Here is a 26,381-nt window from a genome sequence, read left to right as displayed (position 1 = left end):
TTACTTCACCACCGCGAGGGTAAATCCGTCCCAGCCTTTACTGCCGACGGTTTGCAGGGCGGTGGCGCGCAGGCGCGGATGGTTGCCGAGCATCTCAATAAACGTGCGCACGCCCTGCACGCGTTGATCGTCGCTGTGCGGGTCGGTCACGGCGCCGTCGCGCACGACGTTATCGCCGACAATCACCGTCCCGGTTCGCGACAGCGTCAGCGCCCACTCAAGGTAAAGCGGGTTGTTCGGCTTATCGGCGTCGATAAAAATCAAATCAAACGGCGGCTCATCAGCGTAGAGCGGCAGGCTCTCCGCCGCCGGGCCAACGCGCAGCTGCACCTTTGGCGCCACGCTCGCCAGTGCCAGGTTCGCCGCCGCGACTTCGGCGTGTTCGGCACTCGCCTCAAGCGTCACGACCAGCCCGTCCTCCGGCAACGCGCGCGCCAGCCACAGCGTGCTGTACCCGCCGAGGGTGCCGATTTCCAGCACCCGTTTCGCGCCGGTCATCATCACCAGCAGCGCCAGAAACTGGCCCTGCAAAGGTGAGACGTCATGCGGCGGCAGGCCTGCCTGGTGATTGTTTGCCAGCACCTGCGCCATCAGCGGGTCCTCTGCGATCAACGCCTGCTGAAGATACTCATCCACCTCGCTCCACTTCTGCTGCATAGAACCGCTCTCCTTAACGCGTGCCGCGCAGACACGCCATGTTATTCATAAGTAATTTTTATGTTAACAAAAGGTAACATGAGCAGCATAACATGGTTTTTAATTGGCTGTCACGGCGCCGGGCCATCCGCCGCCGAGCGCGCGGTACAGATCCACCTGCGCCAGCAGCAGATTATTTTTCACCTGCACCACGTTAAGCTGGGTGGAGAAGAGCGTGCGCCTGGCGTCCAGCTCGTCAAGATAAGAGGCGTAGCCGTTCTGGTAACGGTTATGCGCGATGCGTAGCGTCTCCTGCGCCGCCTGCTCCTGCGCCTGTAGCTCGACAAGCTGTTCGCCAAGACGCGCTACCGCATCGAGGCTGTCGTTCACTTCCCGAAACGCGTTACGCACGGTGCTTTCATAACGGTAAAGCGCCTGATTTTTCTGTGACGTTGTCACATCGACCTGCGCATTCAGCGCCTCACGATTCAGCAGCGGCGCCAGCACGCTCGCGCCCACGCTCCAGAGCCGCAGCGGGTTGGCGAGCAGTTCCGGCAGCGTGTTTTCCTGCAGCGACCCGGAGGCGGTGAGATTGATCCCCGGCAGCAGACGCGCGCGGGCGACGTTCAGCTGCGCATCACTCGCCACCAGCGTCTGCTCGGCCTGCACGATATCGGGGCGGCGGTTTAACAGCGACGACGGCAGCTGCGACGGAATAGCGAGCGGGCTTAGGGCGTCAAATTCGCCGCCGCGCGCAATCGCGCCGGGGTTCCGACCGAGGAGAATGCTGAGCGCGTTCTCCTGCTGGGTTATCTGATGCTGAAGCTGCGGAATTTGCGCACGTGTGGCACGCAGTTCGGATTCCGACTGCACCAGCTCAAGCCGTGAACTGTAGCCAGTTTCATACTGGCGCTTCGCCAGTTTGAGCGCATCCTCGCGCGCCGCCAGCGTCGAGCGGGTCACGCGCAGCTGTTCGTCGAGCGCCAGCAGCGTGATATAGCCGGACGCCACCTGAGACGCTACCGTCAGGTTCGCGGCGGCGGCAGCGGCTTTCTGCGCCTCAAGGCTCGCCTGCGCGGCGTCGGCGGCGCTGGCGTACTGGCCCCAGATATCGACGTTATAGCTCGCATTCAGGCTGCCCTTGTAGAGATCGCCATACACCGGCAGGCCCGTCGCGGCGGACTGCGAACGGCTGCGCCCGGCGCTGAAGCCTGCGTCAAGCGTCGGGAAGCGGTCGCCAAGCGCGGCCTGCGCCTGCGCCTGATACTGATTCACCCGCTCGCGCGCCAGCAGCACGTCGCTGTTATAGCGCAGCGCCTGGTCAACATAACGGTTCAGGGCAGCGTCATGAAAATTACGCCACCAGAAACCTTCCGTCGGCGACGACGGCCCCACCGTGGCACGCCAGGCGGGCGGGATCGTAAGCGTGGGTTGCGCCTGTTCGACGCGGCCTGAATGACAGCCCGCCAGCAGCAGGGCGGCGGTCAGCACGGCGTGAGAACGACGCATCACGGCTCCTCGCTGTGGGTGTCAATCGTGACCTGCACCGACATGCCGGGGCGCAGACGGGCGCGTTTGTCGGCGTCGCCGAGCACCTCTATGCGCACCGGAATGCGCTGGGCGATTTTCACAAAGTTGCCGGTGGCGTTATCCGGCGTGATGGCGCTGAACTCGACGCCCGTCGCCGGGGAAATACTCTGCACGCGGCCCTCGAATTTCTCGTCATTCAGCGCGTCTACGGTAAAGGTGACCCGCTGCCCGGTTTTCACATCGGCAAGCTGCGTCTCTTTGAGATTGGCGATGATCCAGTGCTGCGGCGGCACCAGTGAGGTGAGTCGCGTACCGGCGGTGACGTAGCCGCCCTGGCGGACGGTTATCTGGCCGAGCTGCCCGTCGCGCGGGGCGACGATGCGGGTGTTTTGCAGATCGATTTCGGCAAGCTCCAGCGCTGCGCGGGCGTTTTCCACATCCGCCTCCAGCGAGGCGCGGTTGACGATGACGCTTTGCAGATTCTGACGCGACACCTCAAGCTGGGCGGCGGCCTGCTCGACGCTGGCGCTGCCCTGGGCGGCGCTGGCGATGGCGGCGTCGCGCTCGCGCACCGACAGCGACCCGTCTTCCGTCAGCGCTTTCACACGGCGTAAATCGGCCTGGTTGTGCAGGCTCTGGGCGCGGGCGCTGGCGAGCGCGGCTTTATTCTGCTCGATAGTCGCCTCGGCGCTGCGGCGCTGCTGGCGGTTATTGGCAAGCGCCGCCTCGCGCATGGCAAGCGTCGCCTGGGCCTGATGGACCCGCTGTTTATAGATGCGGTCATCAATCGTCATCAGCACGTCGCCCTGTTTCACGTGCGCGAAATCCTGCACGTTGACGGCGGTGATGTAGCCGTTGACCTGCGGGCTGATAAACGTCGTCATGCCGCGCACGTAGGCGTTATCGGTCGAGGCCGCGTGGCGAGTAAAGGGCGGCAACTGCCAGGCGTACATAATCACCAGCAGGCCGACCAGCCCGATGGCGCCAGCGGCGAAAAAGGAAACCACGCGCAGGTTGTTTTTTTCCGGCGACGCGGGGGTGGGGGCGCCTTGTTGGCTCATCACTACTCCAGAATTATGTCAGTCAAAAAGTCGTCAGGTTACGGGCTGCTCTGCATCGCCTGTTTCAGCGCCCGCCGCGCGGCGAGACGCAGGCGGATAAGCCGCCAGAAAATCCACAGCAGCGTCGAGGCGGCAATCGCCGCCGTTAAAAGACAGGTATCGTTATAGGCCAGAATATTCGCCTCGGTGGTGGCGACCGTCTGCAACTGCTGCACCGCCTGGGCGTTCAGCAGCGTCGGGTCGTTAAGCACATTGCCCCAAAGCTGGCTGTACTGCGCGAGCCGCTCGTTCACCAGCGGGCTTAGCGAGGAGAGCTGATCGGCCAGCAGGCTGGAGTGATATTTCTCCCGCCAGGTCTGGAAGGTGCCGAGGAGCGCCGAGCCGATAAGCCCGCCCAGGTTCTGGCTCATGCCGAACAGCACCGAAAAACTCACCAGGTTGCGCGGGTCGGCTATCACGCCACCGATGCCCGCGAGCATCGCGGGGGCCAGGAAAAACGCGCTGCCGAAGCCGAGCAGGAACTGGCTTATCAGCATCTGATCGGCGCGGGTCTGGCTGGTGGCCTGGCTGTCCATCAGCGAGGCGATGATCATCAGCGCCAGCGACACCATAATCGGCCAGACGGTTTTCTGCGGGTTGATGGTGAGCGCGCTGGTGACGATGCCGCACACCACGCCAGCCAGAATCGCCAGCGCCAGATGGGTCATCTGCTCATTTTGGAGCCCGACATATTGCAGCCAGCCGATAGCGCCGGTGTTCTGCTCCGCCAGCACGATGCGAATCAACACCATGATAAGCCCGAGGCGCAGGATGCTGCCGCTGGAGAGCCAGCGGGTATTAAGCAATGGGTTATTGCGGTTATGTTCAAACACAACCGCTGCCAGGATAAGCACCAGCGATGCGCCGAGCGCCCAGCCTATCCACGGTGCCTCAAACCACCAGTCGAGACGCCCCAGCGACAGCGCGCCGCACAACAGCGCCATGCCGGGCGCCATCAGCAAAAACGTAATAAAGTCTTTCTTCTCAAACACTTTACGGCGATCGCCCGGCGGCAGCTTTAGCGCCACCACACAGGCGAGGGAAATCATTGCCAGCCCCAGCTCGAAGAGATAGAGCCCGCGCCACTCGTCCAGCTCCAGCAGCTCGGTGGAGAAGAGGCGGGCGATGGGGATCGCAAGCTGCGAGCCGGTGATGCCGATGGTCAGCGCCTTCAGACGATGCTTCGCGGGCCACGCCTGGATCTGGTAATAGATACCGAGCGAACTTAACGCCGCGCCCACCATACCGTGGGCGGCGCGGACCATCATCGCGGTGTTGAGATCGTTCACGAAGAGGTGAAAAAACGTCACCAGCACATAGAGCACCAGAAACCCTTCGGTAAACGCGCGCAGTCCATATTGCTGGCGAAACTTCACCAGCAGCAGGTTGATGGAGACGTTCGTCATCACATAAACCGCCGGCAGCCAGGCGATTTCGGTTGACCAGGCGGCGAATGTGCCCTGCAAATTTTGCAGATTGGCGGTCACCATCGCGTTACTGAGCGCGCCGGTCAGACACACCAGCAGCCCGACAATGCCATAGGCGATGCGTTTATAAGGCGGGTGGTGCGGCGTCGACGGCGAGCCGAGCAGCATCGGTTTTTCATGTGGCGCCCACTCGCGGGGCGCGTAAGGGTCTTGTTTTACCGTTCGCATGACTGATTTTCGATTTCCTGCAACAAACGCTCCAGCACGCGACGCGTGACCGCCAGTTCATCCGGCGGGATCGTAGAGAGGATAGTCTCCCGGAGTCCATCCGCCTCGACTTTCACCTTTTCATACAGCGCCTGGCCCTCTGCGGTGGCGACTAATAGCCGCTTGCGGCGATCGCCCGGCGGCGTGACCCGCTCAATAAGCTGCTGCGTCACCAGACGGTTCAACAGCGGCACCAGCGTTGCGCTCTCGACGCCCAGTTGCTGAGCCAGTTCGCCCTGGGACAGCGGGGTGTCGTGACGGGCTATCGCGGCGACGGCCACCCAGCTTGCCTGGCTCATGCCAAGATTTTTCAGCCGACGGTCAACCGCCAGCCGCCAGTGGTGGGCGGTCATCCATAAAAGATGAGAAAAAGTGAGGTCACGCGTATCCAAAAGGGAGTCCATATCGTTAGTACTCTAACGAGTTTAGAACCCTCTGTTTTGATAATTCAAGCGAATGTAAATTTATCTTTGAATAATTACGTGAATGAATCGAAGCGCGTTGTCTGAATTCGCGCGACGCGTAATGCCGCTGCGCTATGCTGTTGATGCGATCTGATGCCGCGTAACTGAGAGGAAAACATGCCCGATTATCTGATTGAACCGTGCGATCCGACACACCCGGACGCCATTCCTTTGCTGGCCGCGCTCTCCGAGACGCTGGCGGCGCTCACCGGCAGCTCGGGCCGCCAGTCGTTTGACAACGACGACGTGCGCGTTGAAGGCGCGACGTTTCTGCTGGCGCGTAACGGCGACGGCGCGGCCGTCGGCTGCGTGGCGTGCCGTCCGCTCAGGCCCGGCATCGCCGAGATAAAACGCCTGTTTGCGCTGCCCGATAACCCCGGCGCGGGCAGCCAGTTGCTAAGCGCGGCGGAGGGCTTCGCCCGTGAATTCGGCTATCAGCAGGCCTGGCTCGAAACCCGCCGCACCAATTCACGCGCGGTGGAGTTTTACCTGCGGCGCGGCTACCAGATTATCGACAACTACGGGCGTTACGTGGGCCAGGAAGACGCGGTCTGTTTCGCACGAGATTTGCAGGATGCGGCGCGCCATGCTGAGCGGGCTTAATCATCTGACGCTCGCGGTGCGCGATGTCGCGCGAAGCGTCGCGTTTTATCATACGCTGCTGGGGCTGCGGCGGCATGCCGTCTGGGACGGCGGGGCGTATCTCTCCTGCGGCGACCTGTGGCTCTGCCTGTCGCTTGACGACGGCGCTGGCGCGCCGCCTGCGGATTACACCCATTATGCGTTTACCGTCAGCGAGGCGGATTTCCCCCGCATGGTGGAAACACTCACCCGCGCGGGCGTCCAGACCTGGAAAACCAACCGCAGCGAAGGCGACTCCTGGTATTTTCTCGACCCGGACGGGCATCAGCTGGAGCTGCACGTCGGCAGTCTCGCCACCCGACTGGCCGCCTGCCGCGCGCGGCCTTACCAGGGGATGACGTTTTTTGAGGATTAGCGAAGCGTCACCACATGCCCGGCGCAGGCGAATTAGGAGCACTCCGGTAGGGCGGGTGTACGTCAGTCGGTAGGCTTGAGACTGGCTTTTAATAAGGAGGTAACCATGAACATGATGCCTTTTCCTCTGCTGGCGCAAGGCACACTGCAACGCGTTAACCTCATCGGCGGGTGGCTTGCCCGTAACGATTTCTCGGCTGTACCCGCTAATGACGACGCGCAGCTTATCGTGCTGGCCGGTAACGCGGTGTTGCCAACCATCGATGCCGCCGCGCAGCTCGCTAAAGCGAGCGGATTGCCGCTGCTGATCACGGGTGGGCTGGGCCATTCCACCACCTTCCTGTATGCCGCCGTGGCGCAGCACCCGCGCTATAACCGCCTTCGCACCACCGGGCTTACCGAGGCGGGGATCCTGGCCCGTATTGCCCGCGAGTTTCATGAAGTGCCGGAGGAGCAGCTTATCGTCGAAGAGAAGTCCACCAACTGCGGCGAGAACGCCAGCTTCACCCGTGCGCTGCTGGAGGCGCGCGGCGAACTGCCCGCGCGGGCGGTGCTGATTCAGGATCCGACCATGCAGCGGCGCACCCATGCCACCTTCACGCGCGCCTGGCGCGGCGCGGCCTCATCGCCGCAGTGGCTGAGCTACCCGGCGGTACAGCCCGTGCTGGAAAACGGCGCGCGGGCGGTGCAGTTTCGCGAGCCGTCGGAAGGGCTCTGGCCGGTGGAGCGTTACCTGTCGCTGGTGTTGGGCGAGATCCCGCGCCTGCGCAACGACGCGAACGGCTACGGCCCGGCGGGCCGCGACTTCATTGATGACGTGGTAATCCCGCCTGAGGTGCTGGAGGCCTGGCAGGCGCTTCATGATGAGCCGCAGCTCACCAGCTTTTTACGTCATCGCTCGCTTGCATGATAGCGGCCGGGCGCGGCGGCGTTCTGTCACCGCTCGGGGCCGCCTGCGGGGGGCCGCTGCCTTACCACCGACTCTCGATCCAGTTCATCAGCAGCGCCGGCCAGATCTGCGCGGGCAGGCCCAGCGCGTCGCGAATGCCGAACCCGTGCTGGCCCTGCTCGAACAGATGCATCTCCACCGGTACGCCCTGCGCGCGCAGGGCGTTAAACATCAACAGGCTGTTCTCCACGTTCACTGCCGGGTCGTCCACCGCGTGCAGTAAAAAGGCGGGCGGGGTGGCGCGGTTGACTGCTTTTTCCGGCGAATAGCGACGGATAGCATTTTCATCGGGCTGCGTGCCGATAAGCGCCTGTCGGGAGCCAGGGTGCGCGACGAGGTCTTCCATCGTCATGACCGGGTAGACCAGGCCCATAAACGCCGGACGGGCGCTGTACGCGTCGGCGTCATCAAGCGGCGCGTAGACCGCGTCGTTCCAGCGGGTGCCGAGGCTCGCGGCGGCGTGCCCGCCTGCGGAGAAGCCCAGCACGCCGAGTTTCTCCGGGTCGAGCCGCCAGCGCGCTGCGTGGGCGCGGATAAACCGCATGGCGCGCTGGACATCCGCCAGCGGCGCGTCGGCCCCTTCGGCGTGGCCATCGCCCGGCAGGCGGTAGGTCATCACAAACAGCGTATAGCCACGGTCGTTAAACGCGGGTGCCAGCTCGCTGCCTTCTTTATCCAGCACCACGAGGCGGTAACCGCCGCCGGGCGTCACCAGCAGCCCCACGCCGTTGGGCTCGCGCGGGGCATAGACCTCGATGCGCGGCGCCCGCACGCCGGTGACGGCGCGGTCAAGTTCGCTCTCGCCGGTCCGGTGCTCCTCAAGGGTAAACACCGCCCGGCTGGCTTGCGCGCCCGGCGCTTCGCCCTGCGGCCAGACGGAGAGCGTATGGCTTTGCGCCACCGCCTCGCGCATACGGGTTAACAGAACCTCCTGAGCCTTCATATTCTCTCCTTCACGTTATCGGGGCATGAAAACTAATGAATATTTAATCTTCAGCCGTTATCCTGGTCTTTTCGTTGCGTTTAATCAGGATAGTCTTATGCGCAGTAAATACACCTCGTTGCAAATCACGCTTCACTGGCTGGTGTTTATTCTTGTGGTGATGGCTTACGCGGCCATGGAGTTACGCGGGCTGGTGCCGCGACATATCGGGCGGCTGTTTATCTGGACGCACTTTAGCTGCGGTATCGCGATCCTGGCGCTGATGGTGACGCGCCTGCTGGTGCGGGTGAAATACCCCGCGCCGCCCATCGTGCCGAAACCGCGCGCGATGTATATCGGGCTTTCCCATCTGGTGCATCTCGTCATCTATCTGATGTTTATCGGCCTGCCGCTGCTCGGCATTGTCGCCAAATATTATGGCGGCAGTGAATGGTTCGCTTTTGGCATCAGCATGCCGGTGGCGGCCGAGCCCAATGAAGATCGCGAGATGGAACTGCGCGCCATTCATGCGTTTATCGCCAATCTCAGCTACTTTGTGATTGGGCTACATGCGGCGGCGGCGCTGCTGCACCACTATTTCTGGAAGGACAACACGCTGGTGCGGATGATGCCGGGCAAGCGCGGTTAACACGCGTCGAAGTGTGATCCTGGCGACTTTTTACGCAGAGCGGCGTGGCGTAGCTCACATTTTAAACGGCGCAACGTGGGCGGTCTCGTCACGGCGGCTTATAGATCTATATCTATTATAGAAACACGCTTGCGCAGTGATCCGCCGCGCCAGCCAGGAGAGGCATTATGACGCAGTCAGTTGAACGTGAAGTGACAAGAGCCGCCGTGGACGACCAGGCGCTGCTGGCGCGTAAACTACGCAAGGTCTTGCTGGCGACCGGCGTCGGACATTTTGTCGAATGGTTCGACTTCGGGCTCTATGGCACCCTGGCGGCGATTATCGGCATGCAGTTCTTCCAGACGGGCGACCCGGCGGCCGCGCTGCTCTCTTCGTTCGCGGTGTTCGGCGCGGGGTTTGTGATGCGCCCGCTCGGCGGGCTCTATTTCGGCTCGCTCGGCGATCGCATTGGGCGCAAGCGGGTGCTGGCGACGGTTATCCTGCTCACCTCCGGCGCCACCTTCATTATGGGCCTGCTGCCTACCTACCATCAGATTGGCCTGCTGGCCCCGACGCTGCTGGTGCTCACCCGCCTGGTGCAGGGCTTTGCGGCGGGCGGCGAAACCTCGGGCGCCACGACGTTCCTTGCCGAATACGCGCCGGTGCAAAAGCGCGGCTATTTCACCTGCTGGATCGATAACTTCGGTTTTATGGCGTTTGTCGCGGGCTCTGGGCTTGTGTTTCTGCTCACCGCCGGGCTTGGCGAAACCGCGATGAACGACTGGGGCTGGCGTATTCCGTTTCTGATAGCCGGGCCGCTCGGCTGGGTGGGGCTTTATCTGCGAACCCATCTTGAGGATACCCCGGAATTCCAGGCGGCGGCGAAAGCCGGCACCACGCAGGCCGCGCCGCTGCGCAGCACGCTGACCAGCGCCCGCGGCGCGCTGCTGTTCTGCGTGGGTTTTGTGGTGATTAAGGCGGTCGGTCACTGGATGCTGCAAACCTTTATGCCGGGCTATCTCATCACCCAGATGCACTTTAGTAAGCTTGATGCCTACGCGATCACCACCGTCGGCCTGTTCGGTATTGCGGTGATGGTGCCGTTTATGGGCTGGCTCTCCGATCGCTACGGCCGTCGCCCGCTGATGCTGGCGGGCTGCGGCGGGTTTATTCTCTTTACCTATCCGGCGCTGATGGTGATGGCGCATGGCGACATTCTCTCCGCCGTGCTGGCGATGCTGCTGCTGGGCGCGTTTATCGCCGCCTTCGATGGCGCGTGCAGCGCGGCGATGGCCGAACTGTTTCCGACCAGCGTGCGCTATGGCGGGTTGTCTGTCGCTTATAATCTTTCGGTCGCCTTTTTCGGCGGTATCACGCCGTGGTTTTCAGCGTTTCTTATCGCCTCGACCGGTAACCTTTTCTCGCCCGCGTTTTATGTGATGGGCGCGGCGCTGGTGACTTTTATTACCGTGATGCGCGCCAAAGAGACCGCCGGATTGCCGCTGCGGCGTTAAGCGGCCCGCGGTTTATTCGCGAAAATAGGGGATATCCACCGGCCAGGCGTTGCGGATGCTCTGGAGCTGACAGCGAACGAACCGCGCCTCGCGGGCGTACCAGAAGCCAAACGCGTGGGTCATCTGGTCGTAAATCATGCGGTCCAGATTGGCGAAAGGGAAAATCACGACATTGCCTCGTCGGATCTGACCGCCGCCGGTTTCAAACTCCTCGTTGCCCCAGGCCTCCTGCGTATGCTCATAGCGATGCAGGATAACCTCAATGCTGCCTCTGCCGGGGCAGCGCAGCATCAACACACTGTTGTCGAAAGCGAAGGCCTGCGCGAGGTGCGGGGTGAGGGCAAGTACTACCACTAGCAAAAACGTTTTCATAACCATCCTGTTTTTTACAGAGTGGCCGTTATGACACGCTGTAAAAATGACGGCATTGAGATATATCATGCTGCTAGTTTGGTTGAAGGTTATATATACGGCTGGTGAATATTTTTAAGTCAAGTTTATCTGCTTTTTGGGCCGGTCGTATTAAGGCCCAATGACCAGGGTGTGCGTTTTTTGTTCAGGAACCGTGACGTGAGCCATTTACCTTTATCGGGCGGAGAAGAGTATGCAAAGCGATAAAGCCGCCTTATCGACGGCTTTATGGATAATTTAAAAGGACGCTTATTTGAACCGTGCAAACGTTAAGCGTGAAAAGAAACAGATTACGAGGCTGTTCAGGAAAAGTGCAGAAATTAATAATATCGTTATATGAATATTATCCCATGCAACCGCATCTGTTTCGACATGTGCGCCATAGATAATGCTATAGAGTGCATCCTCAGGGATTATGATGAAAAGCAAGGTAAGAATAATGGCATACGTGGCTGTGTAAAAATACCAAATGAGTATGTTTTTCAGGATGTTCATTAATATACCTGTATTGTGCCATAGGCCATTAGGGAGGAACCCACCATGACAGGCGGTGAAGCCAGTAATGCACTTCGCAATATAGTAAAGTGTCTTTTTGAAGGCAGGGTGATGCATCCTTTACTGATTCCAGCATAACCCGCAGGATGAAGTCTGAAAGCGCCACGCTGAACATGCTCGATGAAGGTATGGTCATCAATCTTGTCGTCTTCGCGGTAGAGCGCGAACCAGACATTGCGGTCTGAGCCGCTTATCTGGCTTGAAACATAATCTTTAATGACGGAGCCATAACCTTTAGGGCGATCCACAATATAATATTTGCCGGGGGGAAGAGGACCTTCGTTTGGCGTGGTAACAAAATCCGGGTTGTTTCGTTTATTGCCCTCAACGCCTGAATAGGCCGGAAAAAAGCCAACGCCAGGGCAGCTCAGATTTGAGAGTGACTGGCTATTCAAATGGAATTTACAACGCAGCATGACGCATTCCTTTCTATTAATGTAAAGTTTCTAAGATTCCATACGCAGTAAAATAAACATCTTAATTTAAAATTAATTAACAAAAGGAGTTATTTTATCCATCAATATATTCATTGGGTTTAAGGGTTTATTGATGATCATAAATATTATTGCTGTTGATAATTTGCAGTGAATGCCTGGTAATTCTGTTCGTATGCCGAAACGACAAAAGAAAGCATCGTGGTAACCGTTGTATAAAATACGCTTTACACATCAAACAGCATTCATATACCATACCCCCCTATAGTATCAAAGAAGGCTAACACCATGCCGCATTCTCCTGAAGACAAAAAACGCATTCTGACCCGCGTGCGCCGCATTCGTGGCCAGGCGGAGGCGCTGGAGCGCGCGCTTGAGGCGGGCGATCCGTGCATCGCCATTCTGCAGCAAATCGCCGCGGTACGCGGCGCCGCCAACGGCCTGATGGGCGAGATGGTGGAAATTCACTTAAAAGATGAGCTGGTCAGCGGCGACACCACGCCTGAGCAGCGCGCGCAGCGGATGGCGGAAATCGGCCAGCTTCTGCGCGCTTATCTAAAATAACTATGACGACTCACTACAACGGAAGGACATTATGAAATCACGTGCAGCAGTCGCATTTGGTCCCGGCAAGCCGCTGGAGATCGTAGAAATTGACGTCGCGCCGCCGAAAAAGGGCGAAGTGCTGGTCAAAATCACCCATACCGGCGTCTGCCATACCGATGCGTTCACGCTCTCCGGCGAAGATCCTGAAGGCGTGTTCCCGGCGGTGCTCGGCCATGAAGGCGGCGGCGTGGTCGTGGAAGTGGGCGAGGGCGTTACCAGCCTGAAGCCAGGCGACCATGTGATCCCGCTTTATACCGCCGAATGCGGTGAATGTAAGTTCTGTAAATCCGGTAAAACCAACCTCTGTCAGGCGGTACGCGCCACCCAGGGCAAAGGCCTGATGCCGGACGGCACCACCCGTTTCTCCTATAACGGCGAGCCGGTTTATCACTACATGGGCACCAGCACGTTCTCCGAGTACACCGTGGTTGCCGAAATTTCGCTGGCGAAAGTCAACCCGCAGGCGCCGCTGGATAAAGTCTGTCTGCTCGGCTGCGGCGTCACCACCGGCATTGGCGCGGTGCATAACACCGCGAAAGTGAAAGAGGGTGACACCGTTGCGGTATTCGGTCTCGGCGGCATCGGGCTTGCGGTTATTCAGGGCGCGGTCCAGGCGAAAGCCGGACGTATTCTCGCGGTCGATACCAACCCGGAGAAATTCAAGCTCGCGGGCGAAATGGGCGCGACGGATTTCGTTAACCCGAACGACTACGATAAGCCGATTCAGGACGTGATCGTTGAGATGACCGACGGCGGCGTTGATTTCAGCTTCGAGTGTATCGGCAACGTCAACGTGATGCGCGCGGCGCTGGAATGCTGCCATAAAGGCTGGGGTGAAAGCGTTATCATCGGCGTCGCTGGCGCAGGCCAGGAGATTAAAACCCGCCCGTTCCAGCTGGTCACAGGCCGCGTCTGGCGCGGGTCGGCGTTCGGTGGCGTGAAAGGGCGCACCCAGTTGCCTGGCATGGTGGAAGATGCGATGGTGGGCAAGATTGACCTTGATCCTTTCATCACGCACCGTCTCCCGCTTGAGCAGATCAACGAGGCGTTTGACCTGATGCATGAAGGGAAATCGATTCGTACTGTTATTCACTTCGGCGATAAATAAGCTTATTTACCAGCGGCTTAACGGTCGCTGGTTTTTCCTCTTCCCCCGACTTTAGTCCCTCTTTTCGAATCTGTGAGCCAGGTATCGCTTTTAAGGGTAAGCGTTTACGCAAATCTGCCGATGTCCTAAAGGCAAGACTATTTTTGCATCTTACCCAAAGGGAAATCGTGGCCATGAATAAAACAACAACCCGTGATTCCGGGGCGCTAAGCTTCTGGCATCACATTCGGCTTGTCCCGCTGTTCTCCGTTATTCTGGGAGGGATTCTGGTGTTGTTCGCTCTTTGCGGCGGGCTGGCAGGATACTTCCTTATGCAGGGCGACAGCGCGCTTAATAACGTAACGCAGGAAATTCAAATTCGCAGTGGGCTTGCGGATAGCGCCAACCAGCTTCGCACGGCGCGTATTAATATGATCCATGCGGGCGCCGCCAGCCGCGTCGCCGAGATGGAGGATATGAAGCGCAACATCGCGGATGCCGAAAAAGCGATTGCGCAGGCCAACGTGGGCTTTAAACAATATGTGGATCGCGAGTCGCACGCGGAGTCTGAAGCGGCGCTCGACAGCGAGCTGAAAGCCCGTTACGACGCTTACGTGGCAGGCCTTGCGCCGATGCTGAAATATGCCAAAAACGGCATGTTCGAAGCGATTATCGAGCATGAAAACGAAACGGCCCGCAAGCTTGACGATGACTACAACAAAGTGCTCGCAAAAGCGCTGGCAAGCCGCACCGATCGCGTGGAACAGCTGCGCAGCGACGCCAGCAGCCGCACCCATTTCAGCCTGATGGTGATGGTCGCCGCGTTCGCGGTGGCGCTGGTCATGACGCTGTTGACCTTCGTGGTGCTGCGCCGCGTGGTGATTGTCCCGCTGCAACATGCCGCGACGCGCATTGAAACCATCGCCAGTGGCGATCTCACCCTGCCGGAAGAGGCGACCGGACGCAGTGAAATAGGCCGTCTTAGCCAGCATCTGCAAATGATGCAGCGCTCGCTGGTCACCACCGTCAGCGCCGTGCGTGAAGGCGCGCAGGCCATTTATCAGGGCACCAGTGAAATCTCCGCAGGCAACACCGATCTCTCTTCGCGCACCGAGCAGCAGGCCGCCGCGCTGGAGCAGACCGCCGCCAGCATGGAGCAGCTGACTGCCACCGTGAAACAGAACGCTGACAACGCCCACCACGCCAGCAAACTGGCGCAGGACGCCTCCGGCAAAGCCACCACCGGCGGGCAGATTGTCTCCGGCGTAGTGACGACGATGGGCAACATCTCCAGCAGCTCGAAGAAAATTTCTGAAATCACCGCTGTCATTAACAGCATCGCTTTCCAGACCAATATCCTGGCGCTGAACGCCGCGGTAGAAGCCGCGCGCGCCGGTGAACAGGGCCGCGGCTTCGCGGTGGTCGCCAGCGAAGTGCGCACGCTCGCGAGCCGCAGCGCCCAGGCGGCGAAAGAGATTGAAGGGCTTATCAGCGAGTCGGTGGCGCTTATCGATCGCGGCTCCAGCGAAGTGGTGAACGCCGGCGACACGATGAAAGGCATCGTCGAGGCGGTGAAACGCCTGACCGACATCATGCTGGAGATCGCCGCCGCGTCTGACGAACAGCGTCAGGGCATCGAGCAGGTGGCGCAGGCCATCGCCGAAATGGACAACGTGACGCAGCAGAACGCCTCGCTGGTGGAAGAGGCGTCATCCGCGGCGGTATCGCTCGAAGAGCAGGCCGGACGCCTGACCCAGGCCGTTGGCACCTTCCGCTTAAGCGGCGCGGCGCCGGCCCGTAAAAATGAACCGCAATCCCCGGCGGCGCAGCCGCTGGCGCCGGTCGTTCCGCGCGCGGCGCTCGCCAAAAGCGAACACTGGGAAACCTTCTGATCCATCAAGGGCAGCGCAGCCTGCCCGTAGCTCTACTCTTAGCCTGACCTTTGGCCGCTCCCGTGAGCGGCTTTTTTTTGCGCCGCGTTTTAGGATTATGCTGTATCACTTTTCGCGTTTGCCGCCTGGCTTATTTTTCCATTCCTTGTCCATGCTTAAAGGGCTTTACTTTTGACAACCCTAATGGAGGCAAGAGATGCAGATCAAAACCGCTCAGGATCTTTTTGTACATTTACTTTCAGACACCTATAGCGCAGAGAAACAGCTGACCCGCGCTCTGCCGAAGCTGGCGCGCGCCTCTTCTGATGAAAAGCTGGCCGCGGCATTCCGCGCGCACCTTGAGGAAACCCGAGGCCAGATTGAGCGTATCGATCAGGTGGTTGAAAGCGTGCCTGAGCTTAAACTGCGCCGCATCAAATGCGTGGCGATGGAAGGGCTGATTGAAGAAGGCCAGGAAGTGATTGACGAGATTGAGCAGGGCCCGGTACGTGACGCAGGCCTTATCGCCGCCGCGCAGAAGGTGGAGCACTATGAAATCGCCGCTTACGGCACGCTCTGCACCCTGGCGGAACAGTTAGGTTATAAAGATGCGAAAAAACTGCTGGCAGCGACCCTTGAGGAGGAGAAATCCACCGACGGCAAACTGACCACCATCGCCGAAACCGCGATTAACGCGAAAGCATCTAAAGCGGCATAATCCCGCTTACCCGCGCTTTACCCTCTAAAGCGCGATGCGCCCAAATCCCGGCTTGCCGGGGTTTTTTTACGTCTGCGTAAAAAGAAAAGGGCGCCGCAGCGCCCTGATAATACCGCCCGCCTTTACGCCGTCTCGTCGCCCAGGAACGGGTAATCGGTATAGCCGGTCGCGCCTTCGGCGTAGATGGTCGCGTCGTTAAGCGGGTTGTACGGCCCGTTCTGGCGAAAACGCGCCACTAAATCCGGGTTGGCGATATAGAGCTTGCCGAACGCCGCCGCATCCGCTTCGCCGCTGGCAATCACCGCCTCGGCGCTCTCTTTGGTCAGCCCCTCGTTGGCTATCCACGCGCCGCTGAATTTATGGCGAATTTGCGGGCCGACGCGGTTCGGCGTGTCCAGCGCCTCACGCGAGAAGACAAACGCCAGGCTGCGCGCGTTTAACTGCTCCAGCACATAGCCGAACATCGCCACCGGGTCGGAATCGTGCATCGAGTAAGAGTTGGACATTAAATTCAGATGCACCCCGACGCGGTCGGCGGGCCATTCTGCCAGCAGCGCGTCGACGGTCTCCAGCAGGAAGCGCGCGCGGTTTTCAATGCTGCCGCCGTACTCATCGGTGCGCTGGTTAGAGCCGTCATGCAGGAACTGATCGAACAGGTAGCCGTTCGCCGCGTGGATCTCCACCGCGTCAAAGCCCGCGCGCTTGGCGTTAATGGCGGCCCGGCGGAAATCTTCGACGATGCCTGGGATCTCATGGGTTTCCAGCGCGCGCGGGGTGCCGTAAGGGCGTTTCGGGCGCACAGTAGTGACGTGGCCTTCCGGCGCGATGGCGCTGGGCGCGACCGGCTTTTCACCGTTAAGAAACACCGGGTCGGAGACGCGGCCTACGTGCCAGAGCTGCAACACCATTCTCCCGCCCGCCTGATGCACGGCGTCGACAATTTCCCGCCACGCGCTGACCTGCTGTTCCGACCAGATCCCCGGCGTGTTCGGGTAACCGACGCCCTGCGGCGTGACCGAGGTCGCCTCGGTGAAGATAAGCCCTGCGCTCGCGCGCTGGGTGTAGTACGTCTTGACGATTTCGCCCGGCGTGCGATCGTTAACCGCGCGCATGCGCGTCAGCGGCGCCATCACGACGCGATTTTTTAACTCCAGCGCGCCAATGTTTACCGGTTCTAACAGCGTTGACATAACAGAACTCCCGTCAGGATAAAGGCGTATCTGTCATTTAAACGATATCGCGCGCCCGATGGCAACCCTTCGGGCTTATTACTTTTCACGCTAAGTAAGTCCGCGAGGCGCTGGCGGTCAGTTGAGCATGGACTTGCGAATCGACGACAGCAGCGTCCGCGCGCCCTGGGAGAGCGGGGCATCAACGCGCGTCAGAATGCCAATCGGCTCGCCGGGGCCGGGAATAACAATCGGCAGCGCCGTGAGTGTGCCCTGACGTAAATCCTCTTTCACCGCGCCGGACGGCACAAACCAGACGTAGTTGTAATCCACGGTCAGCTGGCGCGACAGCGACGCCGAGAGCGTCTCAATGCAGGTGGCAGGCAGCTCGCAGCCCTGGCTTGCCAGCAGCGTTTCGGCGTTGTCGCGCGGCACCGTGCCTTTGGGCGAGACCACCACGGGCCACTCCATCACGCGGCTTAACGTCACCGTATCCTGCAACAGCGGATGGCCGGGGCGCACCACCAGCTTCAGGGATTCCATAAACAGCAGTTCGTAATTAAGCCCGGTCATCAGTTCAGGGTCGGACATTCTGCCCACGCCGAGATCCAGCTCGCCCGATTTCAGGCCTGCCAGCAGCATTGTGTTGTTCATGATGGCCACCTGCAGCGTGATATCGCTCTGCTGCTTGTGGAACGGGCCTATCACTGCCGGCAGCACGCCGAGCGCGGCGGTCGGCAGCGCGCCGATGCGCACCACGTCGCAGCCTTCCTCCGGCTTGCGGTTCAGCGCCTGGCCCGCGTGATTGAGCGCGTCGAGCACCTTCACCGCATGGGTGAGAAACTGCTCGCCGAGGAGGGTGAGCTGCGCGCCGAGACGTCCGCGCTCAAAAAGCCGCGCGCCGGTCAGCTGCTCCAGCTCGTTTAGCGTTTTGGATAGCGCAGGCTGACTGAGGTTAAGGGTTTCCGCCGCGCGCCCAAGGGTTCCCTGCTGGGCGACGGCCACGAAAGTATGCAGATGGCGCAAGCGAATGCGCTGGGAGAACAGACCATTTTTTTCCATATCTGATGTTAAAAACAGAGCGGCAGCGGTGACAAGATAACTTGTTTAATTTTGATAACTTGCTAGCAAAATAATATTAACAAAACCGATAAATTTTCAACATCATCATCCGGCGCGCAGAAGAGATATCCATAATGCGTTCGCGCCCGGCGCGTCGGGTGTGACCGGATGTAAGCCAGACGGCGCAAGCCGGCGGCAGGCGTTGTGCCGTTGCCTGTTGTTTTACCGCGCTTTTTGCCTTGCGTGCTGCGCCCGACCCCTTGTTACGTTTTGGATCACAAATTGTAAATTCTTCACCGCTGAAACTGCCGCCGTTCTCTACAATCTCAGCAATATTCACTGGAGGCACGACACCATGGCGAACAGCATCACGGCAGATGAGATTCGGGAACATTTTTCGCAGGCCATGTCGGCCATGTACCAGGACGAGGTGCCGCAATACGGTACGCTGCTGGAACTGGTGGCCGACGTTAACCTGGCGGTACTGGAAAGCCACCCGCAGCTGCATGAACAGCTCGCCAATGCCGATGAACTGGCGCGGCTTAACGTCGAGCGCCACGGGGCCATTCGCGTCGGCACTGCTGAAGAGCTGGCGACGCTGCGACGTATTTTCGCCATTATGGGGATGCAGCCGGTCGGCTATTACGATCTCTCGCAGGCGGGCGTGCCGGTCCACTCCACGGCGTTTCGCCCGGTGGATGACGTGGCGCTGGCGCGTAATCCGTTTCGCATTTTCACCTCGCTGCTGCGCCTTGAGCTTATCGAAGACGAAAAGCTACGCAAGCGCGCGGCGGCGGTGCTTTCGCGTCGCGATATCTTTACCCATCGCTGCTATGAACTGCTGAATATCTACGACGAGCAGGGCGGGTTTGATGCCGCGCAGGCGGAGGAGTTTGTGCGCGAGGCGCTGGAGACGTTCCGCTGGCACAGCCATGCGACGGTGGACGCCGCCACCTATCAGGCGCTGCATGACGAGCACCGGCTGATTGCCGATGTGGTGTGTTTTCGCGGCTGTCACATCAACCACCTGACGCCGCGCACGCTGGATATCGACCGCGTGCAGGCGCTGATGCCGGAATATGGCATTGAACCGAAGGCCGTTATCGAAGGGCCGCCGCGCCGCGAATTTCCCATTCTGCTGCGCCAGACCAGCTTTAAAGCGCTTGAAGAGCCGATCCGCTTTGGCGGCGACAGCCCCGGCACGCATACCGCGCGCTTCGGCGAAATTGAACAGCGCGGCATGGCGCTGACGCCCAAAGGCCGCGCGCTCTATGATGAACTGCTGGCGGTGGCCGGGAGCGGCAAAGATAACCTGACGCACCAGCTGAAATTGCAGGAGGCGTTCAGCCGCTTTCCGGACAGCGACACGCTGCTGCGCCGTCAGGGGCTGGCCTATTTTCGCTACCGCCTGACGCCGGTCGGCGAAAAACACCGTCACGCCATTCGTCCTGGCGACGATCCGCAGCCGCTGATTGAGCGCGGCTGGCTGGTGGCGCAGCCCATTATCTATGAGGATTTTCTGCCGGTCAGCGCGGCGGGAATTTTTCAGTCCAATCTTGGCGAAGATGCGCGAGCGCGCCGCCACGGCAACGCCAGCCGCGACACCTTCGAAGCGGCGCTCGGCAGCCCGGTGCTCGACGAGTTCATGCTCTATCAGGAGGCGGAAGATCGCAGCAAACGACGTTGCGGTCTGCTCTGAACCGGCTACGCTCCAGGGATTGCCGTTAAAAAAAGGAAGCCGTAATGCGCAACCCGGAACTGCCGATCGTCACGACCACGCACGGCGACGTGCGCGGCGTGACAGAACAGGATATTACCGTCTGGCGAGGCATTCCGTATGCTGCGCCGCCGGTGGGCGAACGCCGCTGGCGCGCGCCGCAGCCGCCTGAACCCTGGCGCAAGACGCGCGACGCCACCGCTTTTTCCGCCGCCAGCTGGCAGAACGCGCAGTTTTGCCGCGAGCTGGCGGGCGGCGATCCGGGCGGGTTCAGCGAAGATTGCCTTTATCTCAACGTCTGGTCGCCGGTCGCGCGCGATAAACCGCTGCCGGTAATGGTCTGGCTGCACGGCGGCGGGTTTACGCTCGGCGCGGGCAGCCTGCCGCCTTACGACGGCCAGGCGCTGGCGCGTCGCGGCGTGGTGCTGGTGACGCTTAACTACCGCCTCGGCCATCTCGGCTTTTTCGCCCATCCGGCGCTGGAGGGCGAAGATGAGGCCGGGCCGGTGCATAACTTCGCGCTGCTCGATCAAATCGCCGCGCTGCGCTGGGTGCAGGATAACATCGCAGGCTTCGGGGGCGATCGTGACAACGTCACGCTGTTTGGCGAATCCGCTGGCGCGCGTAGCGTGCTGTCGCTGATGGCCTCGCCACTGGCGAAGGGGCTGTTTCATAAAGCGATTATCCAGAGCGGCTACACGCTGCCCGATATCCCGCGTCGTAAGGCGCTGGCGAGCGGCGCGGCGCTGACCCGGCATCTCGGCCTTGAAAACCCCGACGCGGCGCAGCTGCGCGCGCTGCCCGCAGACACCTTCTGGCAACTCACCGCCCCGCATGTCATCGGCCCCGCGCCGGTGGCGGGCGACATCGTATTGCCTGAGCCGATGCTGGAGACGTTTTTCGCCGCGCGCCAGCATCCGATGCCGGTGATGGTGGGCAGCAACAGCGATGAAGCCAGCGTGCTCGCCTATTTCGGCGTTAATCTGGAAGCGCAGATCCGCAAGCTGCGTCGCGAGCGGCGCTTCGGGCTCGGGCTTATCCGGCTGCTGTACCCGGCCGTGCGCGGCGACCGCGAGCTGGGGCGTCAGGTCTGCCGCGATATGGCGTTTACCACGCTCGGATTTGTGGTGATGCAGGCGCAGAGCCGACGCGGCGTGCCGTGCTGGCGCTACTGGTTTGACTATGTGGCCGAGGCCGAACGGGACACCTACGCCCACGGCACGTGGCATGGCAACGAAGTGCCTTACGTGTTCGATAACCTGGCGCTTGCCGACCCGGTGAAAGCCTACGCCACGGCGGCGGATCGCGCCTTCGCAGGCCAGGTGGCGGATTACTGGGTGCGCTTCGCCACCGACGCCACCGCGCAGAGTCAGGCGCTCGACGGCCCGGTGCGCTGGCTCGCCTGCGTGCGCGGGCGCGATCGTCTGCTGCGTATCGGCATGAATAAAAAGGCGGGGTGGCGGCTGGAGAACCGCTTTATGCGCGCGCGGCTGGCGCTGTTTAAACGCGTGATGCGCTATCACGTCACGCTGGATTAGCCCCTTAAAAAACAAAACCCCGCGCGGCGGGGTAATGGGCGGCGTTTCCCGAAAGAGAACCCGGCAAAGCCGGGCCACCGTGAGCTATCATCATTAAAATTATGGTGTTGGCCGGCGTGTTTGTATCGTGCGTTTGTCGGCCCCTCCCACAGGGAGGAATATAGGCATATACAGGGGTCTGAACGGCGCGATGCCGCCAGTCTCTGCGTGCGAGAAACTATCCTGTCCCGGTGCGGCTGGCAATATCGTCAGCCATAGTTTTTTGTGATGGCTCTCGCTAATCTTTGCGAAACCCGCCGCGGCGCGCCTTGTGATGGCCGCGCACGAAGTAAGCTGTTGATTCCGGGCGGCCCCACGCCGCTGCCGTTGACATAAATTTACCCATCTTTATGCATCTATTTATCTGAAATATCAGAGATTATTTAATTTTCCCGCCGCCTGTTGGCTTCACTCTGAATTTTGTCTAGAGTGGGCGGTCATATTGCTTGTAACATTTGCCGCCGCCAGGCTTTGGCCTTGCGAAATACTTTGACAAAAAAGGACGGTTTCTCAGGCATGAACCGCAGACGTTTTATCAAGGCCTCGTTGGCCCTCGCCGCGGCATGCGGCACTCCAGGTCTCGCCACGCTTTTCTCCCGTAACGCCTGGGCGCAGGAGTCCGGTATCGCGGACGGCCAGACACGCGCCTTCGATTTCAGCGTGTTACAGTCAATGGCCGCCGATCTCGCGGACAAACCCTGGGGCGGGGCGCCGCGCCCGCTGCCCAATACGCTCGCGACGCTCACCCCGCAGGCCTATAACAGCATTCAGTATGATGCCGGGCATTCGCTGTGGAACAACCTTGAGGGTCGCCAGCTCGACGTGCAGTTTTTCCACGTCGGCATGGGTTTTCGCCGCCGCGTGCGGATGTTCTCGCTCGATTCCGCCACCCGTCAGGCGCGCGAAGTGCATTTCCGCCCCGAACTCTTTAACTACCACGATGCGGGCGTCGATACGCGCCAGCTGGAAGGGCAGACCGACCTCGGCTTCGCCGGGTTCCGCGCGTTTAAAGCACCGGAGCTGGCGCGCCGCGATATCGTTTCGTTCCTCGGCGCGAGCTATTTCCGCGCGGTAGACAGCACTTATCAGTACGGCCTTTCCGCGCGCGGACTGGCGGTGGATACCTTCACCGATACGCCGGAAGAGTTCCCGGATTTCACCGCCTTCTGGTTTGAAACTCCGAAAGCGCAGGACACCACATTTGTCGCTTACGCGCTGCTCGACAGCCCGAGCGTAACCGGCGCCTATAAATTCATCATCCATTGCGAGGCGAGCCAGGTCATCATGGAAGTGGAAAACTTCCTGTTCGCGCGCAAAGACATTAAACAGCTCGGCATCGCGCCGATGACCAGTATGTTCAGCTGCGGCAATAACGAACGCCGCATGTGCGACACCATTCATCCGCAGATCCACGACTCCGACCGCCTCGCCATGTGGCGTGGCAACGGCGAGTGGGTATGCCGCCCGCTCAATAACCCGCAGCGCCTGCAGTTCAACGCGTTTATGGATGAAAACCCGAAAGGCTTCGGGCTGTTACAGACCGACCATAAATTCGAAAGCTATCAGGATGTCATGGGCTGGTATAACAAGCGTCCGAGCCTGTGGGTCGAGCCGCGTAACCGCTGGGGCAAAGGCACCGTCGCGCTGATGGAGATCCCGACCACCGGCGAAACGCTCGATAACATCGTCTGCTTCTGGCAGCCGGAAAAACCGATCCGCGCCGGGGATAAGCTGAACTTCCAGTATCGTCTCTACTGGAGCGGCGATGCGCCGGTACGCACGCCGCTGGCGCGCGTTTATGCCACCCGCACCGGGATGGGCAGCTTCCCGGAAGGCTGGGCGCCGGGCGAAAACTTCCCGACGCAGTGGTCGCGCCGTGTCGCCGTGGATTTCGTCGGCGGCGATCTGAAGGGCGCCGCGCCGCGCGGTATCGAGCCGGTCATTACGCTCTCCAGCGGCGAGGCGAAACAGGTCGAAATTCTGTATGTCGAACCGTTCGACGGCTACCGCATTCAGTTCGACTGGTATCCGACATCCGATTCCGTCGACCCGGTGGAGATGCGCATGTTCCTGCGCTGTCAGGGTGAGGCCATCAGCGAAACCTGGCTGTGGCAATACTTCCCGCCCGCGCCGGACAAACGCAAATATGTCGATGACCGACAGATGCGTTAAGCCCGCCCGACAAGCCCCGTTTCGACGGGGCTTTTTTATGGGCGTCAGGCACAGAAGGCGACAGGCACGCCGCTTGTTCAGCACAACCCCGCCGATTCCGGCAGTGTTTTTGCGGTCTCCGCTGTGGTAACTGTAGGGTCTTCACGACCAAAAGGAGTCTCACTTGCAAAACGCCACCGCCGACACCTGGCAGGACGACATTCTTATCGTCAATGACCGCCTTACGCTGCATTCCGTTCATGAACGCTTCGCCGAGCCGCTGTTCGCGCTGGTGCAGCGCAACAAAGCGTGGTTACAGAAGGCGATGGACTGGCCGCAGTTTGTTAATAAAATCGACGACACGCGCCAGACCATTCAGGGCAATTATCTGTTGCACCATCGCGGCTACGCGAAAATGTTTATGATTTTGCGCGACGGCGAACTGGTGGGCGTGGTGTCGTTTAACCAGATTGAACCGACCAACAAAGCGGGCTACATCGGCTACTGGCTTGACGAGCAGCATCAGGGGCAGGGAATTATCTGCGGCGCGCTGCAAACGATGATGGCGCACTATGCGCAGACCGGCGAGGTCCGGCGTTTTGTCATTAAGTGCATCGTCACCAACGAGGCGAGCAACCGCGTGGCGCAGCGCAACGGTTTCACGCTGGAAGGCCGCTTAAAAGAGGCCGAATACCTCAATGGCGCGTTCCACGATCAGCATATCTACGGGCGCATCATCGAGGCCGGCACGCGCTCTTAGGCAAGGCCCGGCAGGGGCGGGCGCAGGATCTGCTCGTCCCCGGTCAGCGTCTTAAAACCATTCAGGCGAATGATATCTCCCGGCGGCGCGACGATCGTCACATCGTCCAGGATAGTGACCCTGTCTTCAATCATCACCTCGCCGCTGATGCGCGCGCGCCCGGCAATCGTCACGTGATTGTCGAGCCGCACCGGACCGCCGGTTATTCGCGCATTCTCGTCGACACGCACGTGATGTCCCAGCAGGCACTCGCCTTCGATAACGGCGTTGCCCGCCACCTGCGAGCTGTAGCGCACCGTGGGCGAGGCATTCTCCGCAAGGCCCGCCACCAGCCGGGCGTTGCCGTAAATTTTTGCGCAGTCGCACACCCAGACGTCGTTCTCATCGTTGCCTTCGAGGATAGCGTTTTCAAACACCTCGGCGCGATGCTCGATAAACGCGTGCGTCACCAGCGCGTGGCCGTAGATCTGCGCCTGATGCACGACCCGTGAGGCGCTGACCGTGGCGTGACCGTAAATACGCAACGCGCTGTCGCCGTCCGCGGTTAACCCCTTCGCGCCCACGATGAGGCTGTTGTGCAGCACCCGCGACTCGCCGAAGAGATGGCAGTCGCCGCGCACGACCGAGCATTGCACCATCGCGCGGCCGCTGATGTGCGCGCCGTCGCTTATCTGCGCGCCGTCAATCCAGGCGTCGTCGCCAATCACCGCGTCATGATGGATAACACAGGGCTGACTTATGCGCGCGTTGCCGCGGATTTTCGCCCCGGCGAACACGACGCTGTTGTGATCGTAAACCCAGCATTCGCCCTGCTGGCTGAGATTTTCCGTCGACTCCACCCAGCCGCCAGGGGCTCCGGCGCGCACATCGGCGAAATCGCGCAGCGCAATAAGCTGGCGCAGCGTTACGCTGCAGGGTTCGCCGTTGCGCGTATAGCGATACACCCGCGTGGCCTCGCTCAGCTGGTATTTATTCATTATGGCTTCCTGTCAGGGGCGATAAACTAACCGTAGCAAAGTTTAGCGCGCCGGGAAGGCGATAGCGTTCAGCGCGGAAGTTTTATAAAATGCATTCAGAATATATCTTTGCCGCCTCGCCGACAGGCCGTTCCGGCCATCGGCAGCAGACGGTCTCTCTGAGGAATTCCCATGAACGTTCGCGATGAAAATTACTTCACTGAAAAATATGGACTGACGGCCACGCACTCCGACGTGCTGAACGCCGTACGTTACGTACAGCCGGGCCGCGTGCTGGATCTCGGCTGCGGCAACGGACGCAACAGCCTTTATCTCGCCGCGCGTGGGTTTGAGGTCACCGCATGGGATAAAAACCCGGCCAGCATCGCTAATCTTGAGCGCATTGTGGCGGCGGAAGGGCTAAGTAACCTGCACGCGGGCGTGAAAGATTTAAATACGCTGCGTTTTGGCGGCGAATATGACCTTATTCTCTCCACCGTGGTGATGATGTTTCTTGAGCGGGACACCATTCCTGCGCTTATCGATAATATGCAGCGCTGCACCGCGCCGGGCGGCTATAACCTGATTGTGGCGGCGATGGATACCGACGACTATCCGTGTACCGTCGGTTTCCCGTTTGCGTTTCGCGAAGGGGAACTGCGTCGTTATTATGAAGGCTGGGAGCTGATTAAATATAACGAAGATGTCGGGCAACTGCATAAAACCGACGCCAGCGGCAATCGTATCAGCCTGCGTTTTGCGACCATGCTTGCGAAAAAACGTTAAGTTCTGCGGCGCAGCCGGAGCCCTTCGTCTCTGGCTGCCACTCATTTTTATAAACGGCGTATATTAATTTTATAATTGGCATCACATT

At 60.2% G+C, this 26,381-nt stretch carries 26 protein-coding genes; 14 read left to right on the top strand and 12 right to left on the bottom strand.

The features are described 5' to 3' along the window. The 5 genes from AFK67_RS10455 to AFK67_RS10435 form a co-directional block, all read right to left on the bottom strand. Positions 1-657, bottom strand: a complete 657-nt coding sequence (locus AFK67_RS10455) for an O-methyltransferase (RefSeq protein WP_007722367.1) — start codon at positions 655-657, stop codon at positions 1-3. A gap of 99 nt (positions 658-756) precedes the next feature. Continuing rightward, a complete protein-coding gene (locus AFK67_RS10450) occupies positions 757-2,145 on the bottom strand; it encodes an efflux transporter outer membrane subunit (RefSeq protein WP_038883577.1) in 1,389 nt (462 codons plus the stop codon). Beyond that, complete coding sequence (locus AFK67_RS10445) at positions 2,145-3,227, bottom strand: HlyD family secretion protein (RefSeq protein WP_038883580.1); 1,083 nt, start codon at positions 3,225-3,227, stop codon at positions 2,145-2,147. The genes AFK67_RS10450 and AFK67_RS10445 overlap by 1 nt, the downstream gene beginning before the upstream one ends. 38 nt (positions 3,228-3,265) lie before the next feature. Continuing rightward, positions 3,266-4,921 (bottom strand): MFS transporter, encoded by a 1,656-nt coding sequence (locus AFK67_RS10440; RefSeq protein ID WP_032967227.1) that lies wholly within the window; start codon positions 4,919-4,921, stop codon positions 3,266-3,268. Further along, entirely contained in the window at positions 4,909-5,352 is a 444-nt protein-coding gene (locus AFK67_RS10435; protein ID WP_007722375.1) for a MarR family winged helix-turn-helix transcriptional regulator, read from the bottom strand. Before AFK67_RS10435 ends, AFK67_RS10440 begins: the two co-directional genes overlap by 13 nt. A gap of 189 nt (positions 5,353-5,541) precedes the next feature. On the opposite strand from AFK67_RS10435, the gene AFK67_RS10430 reads away from it, so the two are divergent. From AFK67_RS10430 to AFK67_RS10420, 3 genes are all read left to right on the top strand, one after another. Next, positions 5,542-6,027, top strand: coding sequence for a GNAT family N-acetyltransferase (locus AFK67_RS10430; protein ID WP_007722376.1), 486 nt, complete (start codon positions 5,542-5,544; stop codon positions 6,025-6,027). Further along, on the top strand, positions 6,011-6,421 hold the full coding sequence (gene fos / locus AFK67_RS10425; protein WP_038883625.1) for a FosA family fosfomycin resistance glutathione transferase: 411 nt from the start codon (positions 6,011-6,013) through the stop codon (positions 6,419-6,421). Before AFK67_RS10430 ends, fos begins: the two co-directional genes overlap by 17 nt. Before the next feature lie 105 nt (positions 6,422-6,526). Further along, positions 6,527-7,330, top strand: coding sequence for a YdcF family protein (locus tag AFK67_RS10420; RefSeq protein WP_007722380.1), 804 nt, complete (start codon positions 6,527-6,529; stop codon positions 7,328-7,330). A gap of 61 nt (positions 7,331-7,391) precedes the next feature. Here AFK67_RS10420 and AFK67_RS10415 read toward each other — a convergent pair whose 3' ends face one another. Next, the gene (locus AFK67_RS10415) at positions 7,392-8,312 is read right to left on the bottom strand and encodes an alpha/beta hydrolase (RefSeq protein WP_038883584.1); all 921 of its coding nucleotides are present in this window, start codon (positions 8,310-8,312) and stop codon (positions 7,392-7,394) included. Between the two features lie 97 nt (positions 8,313-8,409). On the opposite strand from AFK67_RS10415, the gene cybB reads away from it, so the two are divergent. Both cybB and AFK67_RS10405 read left to right on the top strand, forming a co-directional pair. Further along, entirely contained in the window at positions 8,410-8,940 is a 531-nt protein-coding gene (gene cybB / locus AFK67_RS10410) for a cytochrome b561 (protein WP_032967229.1), read from the top strand. A gap of 167 nt (positions 8,941-9,107) precedes the next feature. Continuing rightward, positions 9,108-10,433, top strand: a complete 1,326-nt coding sequence (locus AFK67_RS10405) for an MFS transporter (protein ID WP_007722385.1) — start codon at positions 9,108-9,110, stop codon at positions 10,431-10,433. Between the two features lie 12 nt (positions 10,434-10,445). Here AFK67_RS10405 and AFK67_RS10400 read toward each other — a convergent pair whose 3' ends face one another. Further along, complete coding sequence (locus AFK67_RS10400; protein ID WP_007722387.1) at positions 10,446-10,805, bottom strand: hypothetical protein; 360 nt, start codon at positions 10,803-10,805, stop codon at positions 10,446-10,448. Between the two features lie 533 nt (positions 10,806-11,338). Continuing rightward, on the bottom strand, positions 11,339-11,815 hold the full coding sequence (locus tag AFK67_RS21780; RefSeq protein WP_071602730.1) for a DUF2778 domain-containing protein: 477 nt from the start codon (positions 11,813-11,815) through the stop codon (positions 11,339-11,341). 306 nt (positions 11,816-12,121) lie between these two features. Between AFK67_RS21780 and AFK67_RS10390 the strand changes: the two genes are divergently transcribed. From AFK67_RS10390 to AFK67_RS10375, 4 genes are all read left to right on the top strand, one after another. Further along, positions 12,122-12,397 carry a metal/formaldehyde-sensitive transcriptional repressor gene (locus tag AFK67_RS10390; protein ID WP_007726306.1) on the top strand — a complete coding sequence of 92 codons (276 nt, stop codon included), beginning with the start codon at positions 12,122-12,124 and terminating at the stop codon, positions 12,395-12,397. A 31-nt stretch (positions 12,398-12,428) separates the two neighbouring features. Continuing rightward, the gene (locus AFK67_RS10385; RefSeq protein ID WP_007726299.1) at positions 12,429-13,547 is read left to right on the top strand and encodes an S-(hydroxymethyl)glutathione dehydrogenase/class III alcohol dehydrogenase; all 1,119 of its coding nucleotides are present in this window, start codon (positions 12,429-12,431) and stop codon (positions 13,545-13,547) included. 173 nt (positions 13,548-13,720) lie between these two features. Next, positions 13,721-15,418, top strand: a complete 1,698-nt coding sequence (locus tag AFK67_RS10380; RefSeq protein ID WP_007726298.1) for a methyl-accepting chemotaxis protein — start codon at positions 13,721-13,723, stop codon at positions 15,416-15,418. A gap of 196 nt (positions 15,419-15,614) precedes the next feature. Next, on the top strand, positions 15,615-16,115 hold the full coding sequence (locus AFK67_RS10375) for a YciE/YciF ferroxidase family protein (protein WP_007726297.1): 501 nt from the start codon (positions 15,615-15,617) through the stop codon (positions 16,113-16,115). 122 nt (positions 16,116-16,237) lie between these two features. On the opposite strand, the gene AFK67_RS10370 is transcribed toward AFK67_RS10375, so the two are convergent. The 3 genes from AFK67_RS10370 to AFK67_RS21775 form a co-directional block, all read right to left on the bottom strand. Continuing rightward, on the bottom strand, positions 16,238-17,305 hold the full coding sequence (locus tag AFK67_RS10370; RefSeq protein ID WP_007726296.1) for an alkene reductase: 1,068 nt from the start codon (positions 17,303-17,305) through the stop codon (positions 16,238-16,240). Between the two features lie 117 nt (positions 17,306-17,422). Further along, positions 17,423-18,346 carry a LysR substrate-binding domain-containing protein gene (locus AFK67_RS10365; RefSeq protein WP_032967418.1) on the bottom strand — a complete coding sequence of 308 codons (924 nt, stop codon included), beginning with the start codon at positions 18,344-18,346 and terminating at the stop codon, positions 17,423-17,425. Between the two features lie 76 nt (positions 18,347-18,422). Continuing rightward, positions 18,423-18,686, bottom strand: coding sequence for a hypothetical protein (locus AFK67_RS21775; protein ID WP_234013470.1), 264 nt, complete (start codon positions 18,684-18,686; stop codon positions 18,423-18,425). Between the two features lie 15 nt (positions 18,687-18,701). Between AFK67_RS21775 and hglS the strand changes: the two genes are divergently transcribed. The 4 genes from hglS (at position 18,702) to rimL (ending at position 24,551) form a co-directional block, all read left to right on the top strand. Further along, positions 18,702-20,045 (top strand): 2-oxoadipate dioxygenase/decarboxylase HglS, encoded by a 1,344-nt coding sequence (gene hglS / locus AFK67_RS10360; protein ID WP_007726294.1) that lies wholly within the window; start codon positions 18,702-18,704, stop codon positions 20,043-20,045. 44 nt (positions 20,046-20,089) lie between these two features. After that, entirely contained in the window at positions 20,090-21,601 is a 1,512-nt protein-coding gene (locus tag AFK67_RS10355; protein ID WP_038883588.1) for a carboxylesterase/lipase family protein, read from the top strand. Between the two features lie 555 nt (positions 21,602-22,156). Further along, positions 22,157-23,812, top strand: coding sequence for a glucan biosynthesis protein D (locus tag AFK67_RS10350; protein WP_007726292.1), 1,656 nt, complete (start codon positions 22,157-22,159; stop codon positions 23,810-23,812). A gap of 163 nt (positions 23,813-23,975) precedes the next feature. Further along, the gene (gene rimL, locus AFK67_RS10345; protein ID WP_007726291.1) at positions 23,976-24,551 is read left to right on the top strand and encodes a 50S ribosomal protein L7/L12-serine acetyltransferase; all 576 of its coding nucleotides are present in this window, start codon (positions 23,976-23,978) and stop codon (positions 24,549-24,551) included. Here the strand turns inward: rimL and ydcK are convergent. After that, complete coding sequence (gene ydcK / locus AFK67_RS10340; RefSeq protein WP_007726288.1) at positions 24,548-25,528, bottom strand: YdcK family protein; 981 nt, start codon at positions 25,526-25,528, stop codon at positions 24,548-24,550. The two genes, rimL and ydcK, sit on opposite strands and share 4 nt — an antisense overlap. 171 nt (positions 25,529-25,699) lie before the next feature. Here ydcK and tehB point away from each other — a divergent pair, with 171 nt between their 5' ends. Beyond that, the gene (tehB, locus tag AFK67_RS10335) at positions 25,700-26,293 is read left to right on the top strand and encodes a tellurite resistance methyltransferase TehB (protein ID WP_038883591.1); all 594 of its coding nucleotides are present in this window, start codon (positions 25,700-25,702) and stop codon (positions 26,291-26,293) included. Positions 26,294-26,381: the final 88 nt, after the last annotated feature.

Source organism: Cronobacter dublinensis subsp. dublinensis LMG 23823 (genome assembly GCF_001277235.1).
In the GTDB taxonomy this organism is placed as follows: Bacteria; Pseudomonadota; Gammaproteobacteria; order Enterobacterales; family Enterobacteriaceae; genus Cronobacter; species Cronobacter dublinensis.
This window is presented reverse-complemented; position numbering and strand designations above follow the sequence as displayed.